At 38.4% G+C, this 16848-nt stretch carries 15 protein-coding genes; 11 read left to right on the plus strand and 4 right to left on the minus strand.

The window, feature by feature from the left end:
• The first annotated feature begins 70 nt into the window (after positions 1-70).
• Together SYJ56_RS00365 and SYJ56_RS00370 are read left to right on the plus strand one after the other, a co-directional pair.
• Positions 71-985, plus strand: coding sequence for a universal stress protein (locus SYJ56_RS00365; protein ID WP_323831389.1), 915 nt, complete (start codon positions 71-73; stop codon positions 983-985).
• 241 nt (positions 986-1226) lie between these two features.
• Complete coding sequence (locus SYJ56_RS00370; protein ID WP_323831391.1) at positions 1227-2000, plus strand: class I SAM-dependent methyltransferase; 774 nt, start codon at positions 1227-1229, stop codon at positions 1998-2000.
• Here SYJ56_RS00370 and SYJ56_RS00375 read toward each other — a convergent pair.
• Both SYJ56_RS00375 and SYJ56_RS00380 read right to left on the minus strand, forming a co-directional pair.
• Positions 1997-3784 carry an ABC transporter ATP-binding protein gene (locus SYJ56_RS00375; protein WP_323831393.1) on the minus strand — a complete coding sequence of 596 codons (1788 nt, stop codon included), beginning with the start codon at positions 3782-3784 and terminating at the stop codon, positions 1997-1999. The genes SYJ56_RS00370 and SYJ56_RS00375 overlap by 4 nt on opposite strands.
• Positions 3785-4034: 250 nt before the next feature.
• Positions 4035-4634: a hypothetical protein gene (locus SYJ56_RS00380; protein ID WP_323831395.1), complete on the minus strand. Its 600-nt coding sequence runs from the start codon at positions 4632-4634 to the stop codon at positions 4035-4037.
• Positions 4635-4813: 179 nt separating this feature from the next.
• Here SYJ56_RS00380 and SYJ56_RS00385 point away from each other — a divergent pair, with 179 nt between their 5' ends.
• Both SYJ56_RS00385 and SYJ56_RS00390 read left to right on the plus strand, forming a co-directional pair.
• The gene (locus SYJ56_RS00385) at positions 4814-7417 is read left to right on the plus strand and encodes a hypothetical protein (protein WP_323831397.1); all 2604 of its coding nucleotides are present in this window, start codon (positions 4814-4816) and stop codon (positions 7415-7417) included.
• 82 nt (positions 7418-7499) lie between these two features.
• The gene (locus SYJ56_RS00390) at positions 7500-8360 is read left to right on the plus strand and encodes a hypothetical protein (protein WP_323831398.1); all 861 of its coding nucleotides are present in this window, start codon (positions 7500-7502) and stop codon (positions 8358-8360) included.
• Positions 8361-8369: 9 nt separating this feature from the next.
• On the opposite strand, the gene SYJ56_RS00395 is transcribed toward SYJ56_RS00390, so the two are convergent.
• Positions 8370-9596, minus strand: a complete 1227-nt coding sequence (locus SYJ56_RS00395; protein WP_323831400.1) for an FtsX-like permease family protein — start codon at positions 9594-9596, stop codon at positions 8370-8372.
• An 11-nt stretch (positions 9597-9607) separates the two neighbouring features.
• Complete coding sequence (gene rbfA / locus SYJ56_RS00400; RefSeq protein ID WP_323831402.1) at positions 9608-9991, minus strand: 30S ribosome-binding factor RbfA; 384 nt, start codon at positions 9989-9991, stop codon at positions 9608-9610.
• An 89-nt stretch (positions 9992-10080) separates the two neighbouring features.
• On the opposite strand from rbfA, the gene SYJ56_RS00405 reads away from it, so the two are divergent.
• From SYJ56_RS00405 to SYJ56_RS00435, 7 genes are all read left to right on the plus strand, one after another.
• Positions 10081-11463: a hypothetical protein gene (locus SYJ56_RS00405; protein WP_323831404.1), complete on the plus strand. Its 1383-nt coding sequence runs from the start codon at positions 10081-10083 to the stop codon at positions 11461-11463.
• A gap of 124 nt (positions 11464-11587) precedes the next feature.
• A complete protein-coding gene (locus tag SYJ56_RS00410) occupies positions 11588-12967 on the plus strand; it encodes a hypothetical protein (RefSeq protein WP_323831406.1) in 1380 nt (459 codons plus the stop codon).
• 245 nt (positions 12968-13212) lie between these two features.
• Complete coding sequence (locus tag SYJ56_RS00415) at positions 13213-13800, plus strand: Pvc16 family protein (protein WP_323831408.1); 588 nt, start codon at positions 13213-13215, stop codon at positions 13798-13800.
• A 2-nt stretch (positions 13801-13802) separates the two neighbouring features.
• Entirely contained in the window at positions 13803-14420 is a 618-nt protein-coding gene (locus SYJ56_RS00420; protein ID WP_323831410.1) for a hypothetical protein, read from the plus strand.
• Positions 14421-14451: 31 nt separating this feature from the next.
• Positions 14452-15867, plus strand: a complete 1416-nt coding sequence (locus SYJ56_RS00425) for a phage tail sheath family protein (protein ID WP_323831412.1) — start codon at positions 14452-14454, stop codon at positions 15865-15867.
• Between the two features lie 43 nt (positions 15868-15910).
• Positions 15911-16342, plus strand: coding sequence for a phage tail protein (locus SYJ56_RS00430; protein ID WP_323831413.1), 432 nt, complete (start codon positions 15911-15913; stop codon positions 16340-16342).
• Between the two features lie 2 nt (positions 16343-16344).
• Positions 16345-16842 carry a phage tail protein gene (locus SYJ56_RS00435; protein ID WP_323831415.1) on the plus strand — a complete coding sequence of 166 codons (498 nt, stop codon included), beginning with the start codon at positions 16345-16347 and terminating at the stop codon, positions 16840-16842.
• The last annotated feature ends 6 nt before the right edge of the window (positions 16843-16848 follow it).

A 16848-nucleotide genomic window follows, 5' to 3' on the forward strand; every position in this document is an offset into this window, starting at 1 on the left:
TAAAAACAAAAAAACTATTCAATAAACTGGATCAAAGCTTTAAATTAAGGGGAATAAACACCAAACACCTATGAAGCATTTTTATAAGGCAATGATTGGCCTTGATCTGACTGAGATGGATGATATCCTGATCAAAAAAACAGTTGCAATCCTGGAATTCTTAGGAATAGATAAATGTTATTTTGTGCACGTTGCCAAAGATCTAGCAATTCCTCAGGAAATATTAACCAACCACCCCGAGCTGTTAGCTCCAGGAGACGAGTCGATTGAAGCTCTGATTCATGATAAAATAAAGCAATACAATTTCCCTTCTTCCATTGAAATCGAAGTATTCGCAGAAGAAGGTTCTCATCCACTCGACACCTTAATAAGATGGGCCAAAATTAAAGATGTGGATTTGATAATTATGGGGAGAAAAGAAACGCTTGAAGGATCTGGATCACTGGCTAAGGGAATTACTAAAAAAGCCCCCTGCTCTGTTTTACTACTTCAGGAGAAAAAACCTATTGGAAATCTAAAGAAAATTATGATTCCTACTGATTTTTCAGATCACACGGACTTGATGTACAATTTCGGAGAAAGAATTTCTGAAGAACTAGGAGCAGAGTTAATCCCCGTGCACTTATATGAGGTTCCTCACGGCTATTCAAAAACCGGCAAGAGCTATGAAGAGTTTGCTGAGATCATGAAGGAAAATGCCAAGAAAGATTACCGACGCTTTATAACCAAATTTGGTCATAAGGATGTTGAATGCCGTTTCATATTATTTGAGGGCGATACCCAAGGAAAGGCATTAGTGGAAGAAGCCCGAAAGCTTGGTGCAGATATGATCCTCTTAGGCTCAAGAGGTAAAACGAGATCCGCGGCAATTCTTCTGGGAAGCGTTGCCGAAAAGGTGGTATTGGCAAACAATGCCTTGCCTATGTTGATCTTCAAGAAAAAAGGTGAAACTATCGGATTCTTTGAAGCCTTATTTAAAGTCTAAACCCGGTTTGCTGAGAAAAAAACATACCTGATTACCTTTGCCCTCCTGATTGTGCTGGAGGGCTTTTTTTTGAAATTAGCTATTTCTTCTTTGGAAAAATATCTTCTGTAGATTTCTAATGAAGTGAAAAAAACTCCTTCATATAATTCTCAAATCAAATGCGAGTGCAAACTGTTACTAAACAAAAAAAAAATCTAAAACCATGCTTTTTATCTCTCTCAAAACAATTCAGTTTATTTAAATGCAAAATGAGAGTTATTTCAATGTTAAAACTAAGCAAAGAATCCCCAAGGCTGATTACTTTTGTGATTATTTGTTAGCCGAAACGCCTATTGGGCAACGTATGAGTTTTATTTCGAATTTATTTTCAACTTCCGAGAATCCCGACTCCCTGGGAGCCAAATTTAGAAACCAGAGACAAAATGATTTTGAGGATTTATTCTTTCTAAATTTTTCTAAAAATGACTCAGTTCGAATCCTTGATGTAGGTGGTGCTGCCTATTTCTGGGATACTAGTAATCTCCCTTCACTTCCTAATGTTGAGATCGTGCTCCTCAATCTCAGACAAGAAAAAACCACACATCCAAAAATTAAAGCTTTGGTAGGAGATGCTACTAATATGCCTGAGTTCGAAGAAAACAGCTTTGATCTTGTGTTCTCCAATTCAGTTATAGAGCATTTATACACTTGGGAGAATCAGCAAAAAATGGCGAATGAAATTATGCGTGTGGGCAAAAAGCATTTTATCCAAACTCCAAACCGAACTTTTCCCATTGAAGCTCATTACGCGATTCCTTTTGCACAATACCTTCCTCATAATTTGCTTTACTTTTTTCTGACAAAAACAAAACTGAGTAGGCTTCAGAAATGGGACCCTAAGGATGCGCAGCAATACTTGGATGAAATCCGATTGCTTGATCTAAAGGAAATGCAACAGCTATTCCCTAATTCTAAAATGTATCAGGAAAAATTCATGGGCATGACCAAATCAATCTGTGCACATAATCTGGCTTAATCAGCAAATTGTAATCGTACCAAGTTAGCATAAAATCCATCCTCTCTGCCTAGAAGATCCACGTGGTTGCCTTGCTCTACAATTTCTCCATCGCTGAGGACATATATTCTATCGACTTTACGGATAGTAGCCAATCGGTGCGCAATAATAATGGTAGTTCTTCCTTTCATCAACTCATCCAATGCCTCTTGCACTAAGGATTCTGATTCCGCATCCAAAGAAGATGTCGCTTCATCCAAGATCAAAATTGATGGATCTTTCAGAATAGCACGGGCAATCGCCACACGCTGTCTTTGACCACCAGAAAGCTTTACGCCACGCTCTCCTACCAAGGTCTCCAGCCCTTCAGGGAATTGGGAAATAAACTGCCAGGCATTGGCTTTTTTCGAAGCCGAAATAATTTCTTCTTCAGTTGCTCCAGGCTTTGCATATTCGATATTCTCACGAATTGATCCTCCAAAAAGCAGAACTTCCTGAGGAACCATACCTACATGAGACCTAAGATTTTGCAAATCCCATTCGTCCAACTGACGGTCATCTACTTGAATTGATCCTTGCTGCACATCATAGAATCGCATCAGCAATTGTATAATTGTAGATTTTCCAGCACCAGAGTGACCTGCCAAAGCTACTTTTTCGCCTGGATTCACATAAAAAGTTAGGTCTTTAAGCACTTCCATTTCAGGACGCGTTGGATAATGAAAGCTGACATGGTCAAATGCAATCTTCCCTTGAAAATTAGTAGCCTTAGTACCTGATACGGATTCTGGTTCCTCATCTAATATTTCTAATACACGCTCGGAAGAACCGATAGCTTTCTGAACTTGACCATAAATATCTCCGAGTCCAGCAATCGAACCACCGATGAATGTGGTGTATAATACAAAAGAAACCAACTCACCTACACTCATTTCGCCAGAGCTCACCAAACTTGCTCCGTACCACATCACTGCTACTATTCCTCCAAACAACGCGAAGATGATAAATGAAATAAATGCGCCTCGATACTTGGCTGCCCGCAAGGCTACTCCCACTACTCTATTCAGACCACTACCGTAGCGGGCAGACTCGAATGCTTCTCCTACAAATGATTTTACTGTACTGATCGATTGCAATGTCTCCTCCACAATCACATTTGCAGCCGCAAGTTCGTCTTGAGTACTTTTAGAAAGTTTTCGGATGAATTTGCCAAAGACCATTGCTATCACTACCAGTACTGGAAAAGTAGCAAGCATAAATAAGGTCAATTTAGGCGTATTGACCATCAAGAAAATTACACCAGCTACAAGTGTAACCACTTGTCTAAAAAGCTCTGCAAGCGTCACAGAGAAGGTGTCTTGAAGCATACTCACATCAGAAGTGATTCTGCTTATCAATTCTCCCGTTCTACGCTTATCAAAAAAAGTCATCGGCAAGCGCACCATTCTAGAGTACAATGCTAAACGAATATCTCGCATGGATCGCTCCGAAACTAGGGCAAAAAGCCAAACTCTGAAAAAGGAGAAAATACTCTGTACTGCCAGAATTCCCACCAAAATCAGGGCGATAGAATTAATATCACTTACTATCCAATCTGTACCCTGCGCAGTGTCTATGAGCTTACCCGCAACGAAAGGAAATGTAAGCAGCGTGAGTGAGGAAAATACAAGGAAAACCAATCCTAAAAAAAAAGCTCCTTTATACGGCATCAAAAATTGAAAAATGCCTCCTAGTTTACTTAAATTCTGCTTATTCAACTTCCTCTTTTCACTTTCATCCAGAGCAGTTCCTCTTTTCTTAGCCATCCGTTAAATTTGGTATTGAGGGCACAAACTTAAGCCTTTTTCGCTAGGATTTCTTCAGTAAAAGGGAAAGGTTTATAGATCAACTCAGACTAATAAACCAATTTGAGAAAGTAAGTTCCGCGCTAGACTAATTCACCAAGACTAGATAGAGGGGTAGTCGCTTAAAATGTCTATAACTCTTAGTAAACACTGCCAATTTGAGAAGAATAAAAGTTATGAATTAGAAAACCCAAATCGTGGAATAATGCTACTATCTGCCCAGTTGTGCATCAACCAATTCACGCTTAAGCTTGCGCTCACGGTCAAGCATATTCTTGCGGTGATTATCAAATTCTTCTTGAACATCAGCTAAGTCCTTTTGCGCTTTTCTTATTTTTTTGAAGCTACTGAAATACTGAAAGGAGAAAATAGCAAGTGCTACTGCAAGTACAGCTACTAGAATCCACATCATTGAAGAATAAACTGCTTTGTGAATTCCCATTCCCAAAAAAGAGAAATTATCCTTTTCGGCAATCGCCTCCTGCTTCTGAGTTTCGGCTGAGGCCAAAATAGTATTTAGATTTTCAATAGAATCTTTTTCGCTAACAATCAAAAGCTTGAGATCTCCCACTTCAGTCCTCATCGTACGCATGGAGTCCAGAATATTTGATTTAAGCTGATCCAGATTGGTTCGCTTTACTACTTTGTATTCTTGGAAATTATTAGAAACACTGTAGATATAATCAAACTGACTATCAATAGTTCCTGACTGTAGCGATCCTTTGTCGTCAGTGCTTTCTTGAGCAAAAGTGAACGATGGAAGGGTAATCAAGGAAATCAAAATAAGGAAAAGGGACAATACGCTCTTCATTGGGGAAATCATTTACAAACTAGGGTGAAAGGCTTCAAGTCCCAATAAGCATGCCTTGAAGGGTCCATGCAAGGATATTTTTAAAATGTTCAGGGTATACCGCCTAAATTTATTTGTTTTTCATTGACTATCAGGTACTTAAAAGGTATTTTAAGATTTAATTTTTATCTGAATTTTTTATGAAGCTAAAGACTTTACGTATTTGGTTATTTCTCTTGCCAATTATCGGGATTATTGGAATTGTACTTTTTATACAATCCAGCAATAATCGTCAGGAATTGGAAGAGCAACACATCAGAAGCATCACTGCGATCAAGGATGATATCATTAGAGCACTTCCTGATTACTATAAGCGTATTGATGCGTATTTCTTGCGAGAAGGCTATGCTAGATTGAGTAGTAATCCGCATGTAAAAGCAGAAGCCACACATCTGACAAGTATTTTAAGTGGATTTAAACCTGAATATAGCTCAGTAGAATTTTTACCGCAAGATTCCATAATCGATGATGAACTCTCTATTGAAAAGGATTTGCTAATCAAAAAAAAGCTTCGGATAAATTTAGATGCTTCTTCAAAACAAACTTTCATTTCAAATAAAGAAGTCAAAGAATTTCTGGTAAACTCTTCTAAAGAAATATCAACCGCCAAAGGGGAACTGGTCATTGACCTCAAGATTCCCATAGTAGATCTGCTGAGAAAGCAGGAAAACAATCAGATTTTTGATGACTTTTTTATTACTGATTCAGAAGGAGTGGTGATATATCCTGTCGATCATCAGGGATTATCTCTCTTTAAACCATCCTTAATTAAACAAGATAGTACAGGCAAGATAAGTTCTGGGGTATTTGTGGAACATATCAATTACTCCAATCAGGACACTAGAGCTTACATCTCTCCAATACCGCTCGAAAACTTAAATCTGCATGCCGTAGGCATGATCAATAACGCCTATTTCCAGCAAGTTGGCCTTAGGTTAAACTTCACTTTACTTTCCACACTTATTTTATTCTTAGTGCTTCTTCTCTCCTCAATTCCTGTATTGGGAGTGATGAACTTAGCAAAAGGTGATAACCTCACCCAATCAATTGTAATCCAAGTTGGGATTTCATTAATAGGGTTAGCCTTAGTAGTAGGGTTTGCTTTGTCTTTCAATATCAACCGAATAGATCCTGTCAAAGAGCAGGCTTCAAACATCAATCAACTTTCAGATAACTTTACTGAAATTTTGGATACTTATCAGTCCATACTTCAAAACTGGAATTTGGAAGGAGATGATATTCCTGCTATTCCGGACTTTAATGAACTAATCTTATTTGCAACAGGAGGATTTGCCAATACTATTTATTTCAAAAATTCTGAGTCCGGGATCATAGATTTCAGAGGTGGCACTTCAGCAATAGACCTTAGCTCCAGAAACTATTACCAACACTTCACAGATCCCCAAAATCAAAATACACTTTTTCTCAATTCACATTATAGCAGAACCGATGGAAAACTGGAGTCTGTCATATCAGAATCATGCAATGAAGATTTTCCAGTTCGGGCCATTACTTTTCGACTCGAACCACATCGCAAAGACCTGAATGACTCCCATCGGTTTTTATTAATCAAATCTTCAGGAGGAATCCTCTTTAAAAGCAACAAAATCACCTCTCCTATCTCAAACCTACAAGAAGGTGTGGCTAAAGAGTCCTGGTTGGAAATAAGCTCCATCATCAGAAACAATTCCTACAATAAGCAACATTTTGAAGTACCGCTATACCTTAATGGCAATCAATACACGGGTATTTTGACGCAAGTTTCCATGGGGAAGTTTGATCAAAGTATTTGGCTTATTTTTCTTGTCAATCAAAATGTAACACACGCGTTTTCTTCTCTCAGTTCTTTGGAAGGCATTTTTCTTCTGATTATCTATTTTGGATTTATACTCATTTCCTTTAGTATCCAAAAGCTAACCTCTGTATCCAGTTCAGGCTTTAACTTCAAATCCTTCCTTTTCCAATGGTTAAAGCCCAGCTACTCTAACTTGAATAGATTATGGTTCTTATGCTTTACCTACATAGGTTATATTCTAATCTTAGTCGTGATTTATTATAAAGGTCAACTGAATCACCTTGAGTTTCTTGGCGCAATTATTTTTACAAGCCTCTTCGTGCTTTTGGTAAACCTAATCTCCGGCACAGAATTTTCTCCCGAATACAGCAGCCCGGATGCTACTCTTAGGGAGAAGATAACTGTAATAGCCAAGACATTACCCTTGTCTATTTACAGTAGTATAGGATTTATCCTTCTTCTTATGATTCTCAATTCCTCACTTTCCCTTACTCCCTTTTGGGTAAATTTGATATTGACCTTTTTTTCGGTTGGTGTAATACTGTTATGGCATCTGCTATGCAAAGACACAAAAATTCTACAGCTAAAGGTCTCATCGGGGTTGACATTATCAATCTATTTATCAATTTGGTTTCTATTGATAGGGTTTCTCCCCGGTTATATGCTCCAGTCGAAAACGCAGCTATTTGAACAAACCATTTGGGAGCAACGAAATTCGGAAGGACTTTCAGACCAAGAAATGCTTGAAAGCTATGAAAAAGTGCGTAAAGGCATCATGAACAGTATAAGTGATCCCTTTGACCCAAAAATTCAAGATTTTATCGCACCAAATGTTAACGTGTTCAAAGGTGCTTTAGCAGGCTGCTCCGATTATTTTTATTCCCTTCTTGTTACTAATGATAATAGCTACGATTGTCATCTACTGGGTTCAAAAAATCATCTTTTTTGACTTAAGTGTCAGCAGGAGAGGAATAAAAGAACTGAATAAAACTCAGAAATTAAATTTCTTGTGTTCTACAGACTCTTTGAAAATGAAACATGTAATAGACAAGACTTATGGGGAGAAGCTAGAAGACTTTGTGATAATTGACTTTTTGACCGAAAAATTAAAATGGGATTTTGATCCGGACATGGGCAAAGAATACTATCATTTAAAAAATTACCATTGCCTAGAAAAACCGGAAGCGATAATGGATTTGATCTTTCAGCTGAAAAATAAAAATGCAACTATCATTATTTCATCCGGCCAGCCATGGAAAGAACTCTTCAATAAAATTAAAGATCTAACGAATAAAATTGCATACTCAGAGCTTTTCTCAGATTTCAACTTCCATACCTATCCAATTGAGCATAAATCTCAGCTCACTAGGTTGGATGAAGAGCAAATCATGAATGATTTAAGACGTGAAAAATCCTATTACATCAATCTATGGCTCGAATTGAGTTTTGAAGAGCGGATGGTGTGCTATAGCTTTGCCCAAGAGGGTTTTTTCAATATTTCCCGAAAAGACACATTAATTGATCTAGCTGAAAAAGGGATTATTCATCCAAAAGCCGAGGAGATTGGAATGACCCATTCACTCCACACCTGGCATGACTGGGAATTTTTTAGCCCTGTATTTCGCAAATTAATCCTAAATGAAACCAGTAGTGTGGAAAAGAAAGCTTTCAAAGATTTTGAGCAAAGGAATGGCAACAAAAAAACTATACAGATTTCCATCGTAAGTTTTGTTCTAATTTGCATTGCGCTGATTGGTATTTTCGATAAAAACTTCTTCAATGAAGCATACGCATATCTAACGGGAGGACTTGGATTATTAGGAAGCTTATATGCCTTACTTAACAGAGGATTTGCCGCGATAAAATTTGGGAAAAGCGAACCTTCTACCTAAGTATATAAATCAAATCTCTTTGACAGTATCTACTTGAGAAGCGATCCAGGCTGGTCTAGAAGATGCCAAAAAAGTAATTCCCACCATCGCTACACTAATCCAGAGGAAGTCATTCCAAATCATTTTCACCGGATAAGCATCTACAACAGCAGATGAAATCCCAAGCGAAACCAATCCAAAAGTCTGCTGCACCCAGCAAACAACATAGCCAAGGACTAGCCCAATCACTGCACCGCTAAAGGCGATCAGGGCTCCCTGCTTCAAGAAAATTCTTCTGATTAATTTCTCTGTAGCCCCCATAGCTTTTAACACAGCTATATCTTTTTTCTTTTCTATAGCCAGCATACTTAGCGAAAAGAAAATATTGAAGGACGCTATTGCCAAAATAAAAACCAACGTAAGAAAGACAAAGAGCTTTTCCATCTTAACCGTACGAATAAGTCCTGCATGTTGCTCATCAGCATTTTTGATCAAAAAGTTACCCCCTAAATGTGCCTTTAGCCTTTTTTGTACCTCATCAATAGCATGTCCTTTGGACACTTTCACTTCAAGGGAGGTTCTTTTATCCCCATATTTCAACAAGTCTCTGACAAAGGAAAGCGGCGCAATCACATACTCGTCATCAAACTGACGGTCTATGCTAAAATACGCAACTGGATCTAGTACGGCAAATTCATAGAACTGAGAAGGATCGATAGTGGCCGCACTTCGTGGAGCCTTTGGATAGTAGATTTTCAGCGGAACATTCGCGTTATCCAGATTTACAGAAAGGAAGAACCCAACTCCCCTACCAAGAATCGCAGCAGGATTAAGTTCAGTCCCTAAGGTAGTATCGCCCCAGAAATTGCCTTTGGAGAATCTTTCCTGATCCAGGAAATTATCAGAGACACCTTTTATTTTGCCAATCATCTGGTTGCCGTTATAATCCAGCAAGGCATTGTCTTCGATCACCTCAGTGAGAACTCCTACCCCTTCCAGATTTTTGATACTATCCAACCATTCCTCACTGGTCATAAAGCTTTTGCCCGCAGCAGCCTCAATTTTCAACTCTGCATCAAAGCTCGCAAAAACATCCCGGATCAAATCCTCTAAGCCGTTGAATACAGACATCACAATCACCAAAGCCATGGTGCCCACTGCGACTCCTATCATAGAAATCCTGGACAAAATGGTGATGAAGTTCCGCTTCTTTTTGCTGCGAAAATATCTGGAGGCTATGAAAAAACTGAGATTCAACGATAGCTTGATTAATCCTCTTCTTGGTCTTCTTCCTCAGGCGGAGCTGGTGGGATAGATAGATTGGAAATCACTTTATCCATATACTGTGCATATGCTGCCGAATCATCTGGGAAAAAGGCTATTTCAGGAATTACACGAACTGATTTACCTATTCTCTTGGCTAATTGATGTCTGATATCCTTTTTATGCTCATTGATAAGTTTGAATGTGGCTTCCGGATCAGCTAATAAAAAGCTTAGGTAAACTTTTGCCAAACCCAAATCCGGACTCATCATAACCCGCGTAATTGTCACCATAGCCCGACCGACTAGGTGTTTTGATTCTTTTTGAAATATATCGCCTAGCTCTTTTTGAATCAGCTTAGCGTATTTTTGTTGTCTTTTACTTTCCATATGAAGTATTTGTGGTACAAATTTAGCGAAATAGTTGGGCAAGCTTTAATTTCGGGCAAAACCAACCAAACACTCTTCTCCAATTTACCTTGTTCAGCTTTTTCAAATTAAATGACCCCTTCAGGCTAATCGGCATAGGAATATACATTCTCCTGCTGACAATCGTCTATCTGACTCTTAATCCTTTCCCAATTACCAATCCACAATTGACGTGGATGCTTTTAGGAGAGCGATTGGGACAAGGCTATTATTTATATCAAGATATAATAGATGACAACGGCCCTCTATCTGCTGGGTTCTTTACATTCATGGATTTATTGTTTGGGCGGAGCCAATTCGCTTATGAAGTTGTCGGTAGAATTTTAATATCGTTTCAGATACTTTATTGGAATTCCATGCTGATCAAATTCAAGGCTTTTGATGTGAACACCTATCTGCCGGCGATCATAATGGCTGCGCTATTCCATTTTTCTTTTGACTTATTAAGTTTAAGCCCAGCATTATTGGGGAGTTGCTTTTTGATTTTAGCTTTAGGACAGCTTTTTTCTCAGACAGTATTGCAAAAAGATACAAGTGAGTCCACTTTATTAATCGGGATATATGCAGGACTGGCGACGGGATTTCATCCTAATTACATCCTGTTTTTACCCTACATGATATTCACAGGAATCGCCATCAGTAGCTTTTCTTTCCGTCAATTAATGCTATCTCTGGTAGGATACTTCCTTCCACTATTATTGATCTCTGTTTTTTATTTTTGGAATGATGGGCTGGAAGAAGCCATTCAGATCTGGCCGCTGACATTCCTATCTGAGAAGTATGAGTATCAGTCTCTCTTGAACTGGTTGATCCTTGGACTATTTCCACTTCTATTAGCTGTCGCTGGTTATTTTATGGCTACGGTTCTACGTGGGTCTACAATCAACCAACAAAAGCAGCGACAACTAATCATCATTTGGCTACTTTTCTCAGCTGCGGAATTTTTCATTATTAAAAAGCAAGCTGCTTATCAATTGGTGATACTTGTTCCAGGCCTCACATACCTGATTACGCAGTTTTTCTTGAACACCAAGAAAGAGATTGTTGCTAAAATCGCTTTTTATCTATTAGTATTGGGTGTTCCTGCTGCTGGCTTTTTGTTCTGGCAGAAAACAATTCCTAATTCAGAATATTTTGTAGGCAAAAGTGAGGTGAAATATTCAGGTGATATCTTGGTTTTGGGAGATGATCTCTCTCCCTATCTCAATGCAAGGCTAGGTGGGCCGTTTCTTAATTATAGGCTAAGTAAGCTCTATCTTGATCAAGATCGCGATTTGAGAGAAAAAGGCAGGCTTTTCCAAATGCTTCAAAAGCAGAAACCTTCGATGGTCTTAGACCCAAATGGAGACTTTGAAAAACTGATCAAGCAATTTCCAGCTTTAGAAGACCAATACAGTAAAACCTCCTCAGGTGTATTTACTTTAAAAAAGTAGAATCAACAACCAATTGTAAATAAAAAAGGTAATTGGTGAACTTTTATTAAACACTTGATCACCAGATAAATAAAGTGTATTTTTAAAGTGAAATCCTGCTTTTTCACTCCTTAAACACTTTTTTATGGAATCAATCAACCAGCTGTTAGACACATGTTCTTCGGCCGAAAAGACACAGTTGATAGAATTTGCTAAAATTAAGAATCCTCCCAGTTCGAAAAAGTTAATGCTCATGAAACTCTTTGTGAGTCAACCTAACCTATCTGATTCTGAATACGCTCAAAAAATATATAAAAAGCCCGAAGGAGCTGCATACTTTCAACTCAAAAAAAGGGTAAAAGATGAATTTGAAGAGCTTTTATTACTGTTAAAACCAACTTGCATAAATAAAGAAAATCAGCTTCACATCGGATGTTCTGAATTGCTTCTCAAAAGCCAACTTATACTTGCAAGGGGCATCCGATCTGAGGGATCCAAATTGCTGGAGAGAGGGCTAAAAATGGCAATTAAACACGGATTTCATGACTTAGTATTGACAATTTATAGTACAGCAGTTCGATTTGAGATTTATGAAGTTCTCAACAATAATGACTTACCGGAACTTGAGATCGCCATCAAAAGTCATTTGCAATTATTAATTAAGAAAAATTACAAAAAATCTGAGGAGCAAAAACACTCTAAAAACCAACATCTAAAGACGATGATCAGTCAACTTAATTATAGCCGGAATTCCTGGTTTATTTTGGATGATATCAATCGATCTATTCAATATAAAGAATATGAAAATGCATTATCTCAAGTAAATGATGCGGAATCAGATTGGAATTATACTACTGAGTCTAGAACAAAGGATGAATTAGTGATAGCGAAAATGTCTATTCTTCTTGCAAAACGAGATTTTACCAAATTACTAGAAGAATGTATTGACTCAGTGGACACTTCTAATTTTTCACGAGAAAATGAGCTTAGGCATTCGCTGAATCATTGGCATGCCTTATTCCACCTTAATAAGACAGAGGAAGCACAACAAATTCTTCGGAAAAACTTGATGAAGCTGGATTCTAGTCAACTTCCAAAGTGGAGTTATCTTGAAGCTTTTATTCACTTCAAGCAACGGAATCTTAAAACTGCACTCAAGCAAATTCATGCTTACCAAAAATATTTGAAATGTATTCCTGAATATTACTTGGGTTCAAAAATGCTGGAACTGATGATACTTTTTGATCAGAATGATCAGGACTGGCTAGAATACAAAATTGAGAACTTCCGGAAACTAATCTCTAGGTACAAATGCAAGACATACGGAAGGATTTATCTCGCATTTCAGCTCTTTTCAAAGTTACAAAAATCACTTTTCAAACCCGGTCAATTTGACTTGATCCAAGATCCCTCTCTTATTGAATTACAAAATGAAGTTGACGGCTTAGAGTGGAAACCTAATACATCTGAATTAATTCGTTACGATAGTTGGATTATCACATCTATCAAAAGGCAATATTTCTAAATCAGCTATTTCCCGTACAGAATAAACTTTTCCAAGAGGCAATATATTCTTGGTTTCTAAGAAAATTTTATGTCAACATTGATTAAATTATTTTTACCATTCAAATGATTTTCAGCTAATTATAATTTTTTAATTCTTATTTATCGCATAAATCATCAATATAATTTCCTGTCTATTGCGAACGAAGTTGAATACCTTGAAACAGGTTTTTATCCGTCTATTTTTCCATCATTTTTTATTGAGATATGATTGACCAAGTTTTAACTGCAATTGTTGGGTTACTAAATAACCATATTGGAACCTTGGCACCAGAAGTTGTGCTTGGTAATCTGTCCATGATGGATTCAAGTTCTGAGGATGGAACAAACATAACTGACAGGGTTGTACTTTCAGTTGTCAATATTCAGCAAGAAAGCACACTTAGAAATCTTCCGGCAAATCGCCAGATACTTGATAATTCTGGCCAACCTCAAGGTGTAGCCAAGCATCCTCCTCTACTTCTTAATATATTTCTTCTAGTAGGCGCCAATAAAGTTCAATACAATATTGGTCTTCAGAGAATCTCCCAAGTTCTATCATTTTTTCAAAAGAATCCAATTTTCACAGAAGCAGAAATTCCAGCGCTTCCTAGTATGAATCTCGAAAAAATCATTTTTGATATGCATTCTGGAAGTTTTGAGGAACTAAACCAATTATGGTCAATTATGGGGGGCAAATATATACCCTCTGTGTTGTACAAAATGAGAATGGCCTACATCGATAGTATTGAGGAAAATATGGAGATCCCTCTTGTCAAATCTATTGAATCAACTTTTACACTTAAGAACAAATAAGCATGGACAGGATTGTGTCAAAATATGAAAAGCTCTTTTCAATAAGGTTTACACACCCAGTGTATCCCTTTTCACCTTCTCCTACAGGGACTTTAGGCAATTTTCTGAATCTTGAACCAGACGAACCAACTAGGCGATTTTTTCGGAAACATGACATCCATACAAAAATACGGCATGATGAACTGCTTTGCTATATAAGAGTTCAGGAAGGTTTGGATGCTCCATTGTTCCGTTTACCAACCAGTTTTTCCGCCAGATTTTTCCTGAACCTCAAAAATGATTTAGCCAATAAAACTGATGCTCACGATAGCCACGGCAAAGAGAACATCTACCGTTTCAGGATCAACGTCCGTGCATCCGCCAATTCGATGGATTTGTCTTCAGCATCATTAGGAACACAACTATCAAGAGAACCCATTCCGGTTTTCGAAGAAGGAGATCCAGGTACTTGGAGTTCTACATTCATGAATCTGAGTGGCCACTTTGGCATCATAGATATTGTCACTGAAGGATCAAGTACCCATCGATTATTTACTGATGTCAATAACCAAGAATTATTATATACCGCAGCAAATGGTAATGAATATGAACAGCTGTTCACAATTCATTTAAACAACTAAAAGCATAAATCAATCATAAAACACTTGTCCAATGTCACAAATCAATGAATCCGCCATCAAGACACCGGGAGTCTATATTAACGAAGTCCCGCTCTTTCCGCCTTCTGTAGCTCAGGTTGAAACTGCTATTCCGGCGTTTATTGGCTACACCGAGATAGCCATTAATGAAATCGGAGAGCCTCTCGATAATATTCCAACCAAAATTTTTTCCCTCAAGGAGTATGAAAATTATTTTGGTAAGTCAGAAAATGAACAAGGAATAGAAGTAGAAATAGGAATTACGACCCAGGATGGTGCTAGAGTAGCTATGACTGGAGATGCTACCATTACTACTCCGTCAGACTTCACCATGTATTATCACATGAGGATGTATTTTATCAATGGCGGGGGGCCTTGCTACATTATATCTATAGGAAGGACCTCTGGCACCGCTGACCCGGCTGATTATGATGCTGGTCTATTGGCATGTGAATCAGAAGATGAGCCAACAATCATAGTATTTCCAGACGCGGTCAATACGTTGTCTGATGGAGAGTATTACACTTTGATATCATCAGCTATTGACCAATGTGCCAGTCTCCAAGACCGATTTACATTAGTAGATGTGCATACACCAGGCACTAACAACACTACCACGATCAGTGATTTCCGATCTGCATTTACGAAAAATGACAGCCTCAGTTATGCTGCAGTCTACTATCCTTCTTTGAAGACTACATTCGATTTTTCATATGACGCAGCAGACGTGGATGTGGTAATATCCACAGACGGAGTGGATGCACCAGCAGTAGCCATGTCCACATTAGCCACCTCAGAAACAGCAATCTACAACCTAAGTGTAGCAAAAATCAGAGAAAAATTGAGCCCCACTCTACCCCCTTCATCAGCCATGGCAGGTGTCTATGCAAAAGTAGACGGATCAAGAGGTGTCTGGAAAGCTCCAGCAAATGTATCCCTCAATGCGGTCTATGACCTAACTGCAAAAATCAGTGAAGCCGAACAAGGTGGGATGAACATTGATCCAACTTCAGGTAAGTCAGTCAATGCAATCAGAATGTTTCAAGGCAAAGGGTTTTTGGTCTGGGGGGCAAGGACGTTGGCGGGTAATGACAACGAATGGAGATATGTCAATGTGAGAAGGTTTTTTATCATGGTCGAAGAATCATCCAAAAAAGCCACAATGCAGTTTGTCTTTGAACCAAACGATGCCAACACCTGGGTTAAGCTACGAGCCATGCTAGAAAACTACTTGACCCTACTTTGGAGACAAGGCGCATTAGCTGGAGCGAAACCTGAACATGCTTTTTATGTACGTTGCGGAATTGGTCAGACTATGACCGCGCAAGACATATTGGAAGGGCGCCTCATTGTCGAAATAGGCATGGCAGCGGTTCGTCCAGCAGAATTCATCATTCTCCGCTTCTCACACAAGATGCAGGAATCTTAACCGCCAACCTCAAATAATTCTATAACTCTAAATACAAAATATTATGGCCAATTATCCTCTTCCCAAGTTCCATTTTCAGGTAGAGTGGGGCGGAACAAAAATCGGATTCAGTGAAGTAACAGGTCTTGAAGTGACTATAGAACCAATTGAATACCGCGATGGAGCAAGTCCGGAATACCATAAAATCAAAATGCCGGGAATGCAGAGCTTTTCAAATATCACGCTCAAGAGAGGCATATTCAAAAGTGACAACGAGTTTTACCAATGGTGGAATACCGTTTCATTAAATACAATTGAAAGAAGAGATCTGATCATATCACTTCTGGATGAAGAGCACTCTCCAGTAGTGGTCTGGCGTGTAAAAAATGCCTGGCCTATTAAGGTGCAATCCACGGATTTGAATTCAACCGGTAATGAAACGGCAATCGAAACGATGGAGATAGCACATGAAGGGCTCTCCATGATAAACGAATAGTTATGTTTTCACATCCACCTGTAGGTTTTCATTTTTCTGTAGTATTTCAATTGTTTCCACAAACACCAAACGATTTCAGGTTTCAGGAAGTGGCTGGATTGGACATGGAAATGCAAATGGAAACTGTTATTGAGGGAGGTCAGAACCGTTTTACCTGGGAGCTACCTGTGAGAGCTCAATACAAAGATTTGGTGCTAAAAAGAGGGATGTTTATAGGTTCCGGGATTTTGATGTGGTGCAAAAATGCATTTGAAAACTTTGTCTTTGAGCCGGTCAACATCATCATCAGTTTACTCAATGAAAACCATATCCCTGTTCAATCCTGGTATGTAGTGAATGCTATCCCAAAAAAGTGGTCAGTTTCCAGTTTCAATGCCGAACAAAATTCAATAGTCATTGAATCAATCACGCTGAGCTATCAGTATTTCGACATCATCAGTTTGGACTCTGCCCTTTCGCTTGCTGGAAATATCAGTGCATCAGGGAGTATAGGATTTTAACCACTG

This window comes from Algoriphagus aurantiacus, from assembly GCF_035156405.1.
GTDB classification, from domain to species: domain Bacteria; phylum Bacteroidota; class Bacteroidia; order Cytophagales; family Cyclobacteriaceae; genus Algoriphagus; species Algoriphagus aurantiacus.

Bases quoted from the DNA above. Each gene is read 5' to 3' on its own strand.
- SYJ56_RS00365 (WP_323831389.1), top strand. From the start codon at position 71: ATGAAGCATTTTTATAAGGCAATGATTGGCCTTGATCTGACTGAGATG.
- SYJ56_RS00370 (WP_323831391.1), top strand. From the start codon at position 1,227: ATGCAAAATGAGAGTTATTTCAATGTTAAAACTAAGCAAAGAATCCCC.
- SYJ56_RS00375 (WP_323831393.1), bottom strand. From the start codon at position 3,784: ATGGCTAAGAAAAGAGGAACTGCTCTGGATGAAAGTGAAAAGAGGAAG.
- SYJ56_RS00380 (WP_323831395.1), bottom strand. From the start codon at position 4,634: ATGAAGAGCGTATTGTCCCTTTTCCTTATTTTGATTTCCTTGATTACC.
- SYJ56_RS00385 (WP_323831397.1), top strand. From the start codon at position 4,814: ATGAAGCTAAAGACTTTACGTATTTGGTTATTTCTCTTGCCAATTATC.
- SYJ56_RS00390 (WP_323831398.1), top strand. From the start codon at position 7,500: ATGAAACATGTAATAGACAAGACTTATGGGGAGAAGCTAGAAGACTTT.
- rbfA (WP_323831402.1), bottom strand. From the start codon at position 9,991: ATGGAAAGTAAAAGACAACAAAAATACGCTAAGCTGATTCAAAAAGAG.
- SYJ56_RS00410 (WP_323831406.1), top strand. From the start codon at position 11,588: ATGGAATCAATCAACCAGCTGTTAGACACATGTTCTTCGGCCGAAAAG.
- SYJ56_RS00415 (WP_323831408.1), top strand. From the start codon at position 13,213: ATGATTGACCAAGTTTTAACTGCAATTGTTGGGTTACTAAATAACCAT.
- SYJ56_RS00420 (WP_323831410.1), top strand. From the start codon at position 13,803: ATGGACAGGATTGTGTCAAAATATGAAAAGCTCTTTTCAATAAGGTTT.
- SYJ56_RS00425 (WP_323831412.1), top strand. From the start codon at position 14,452: ATGTCACAAATCAATGAATCCGCCATCAAGACACCGGGAGTCTATATT.
- SYJ56_RS00430 (WP_323831413.1), top strand. From the start codon at position 15,911: ATGGCCAATTATCCTCTTCCCAAGTTCCATTTTCAGGTAGAGTGGGGC.
- SYJ56_RS00435 (WP_323831415.1), top strand. From the start codon at position 16,345: ATGTTTTCACATCCACCTGTAGGTTTTCATTTTTCTGTAGTATTTCAA.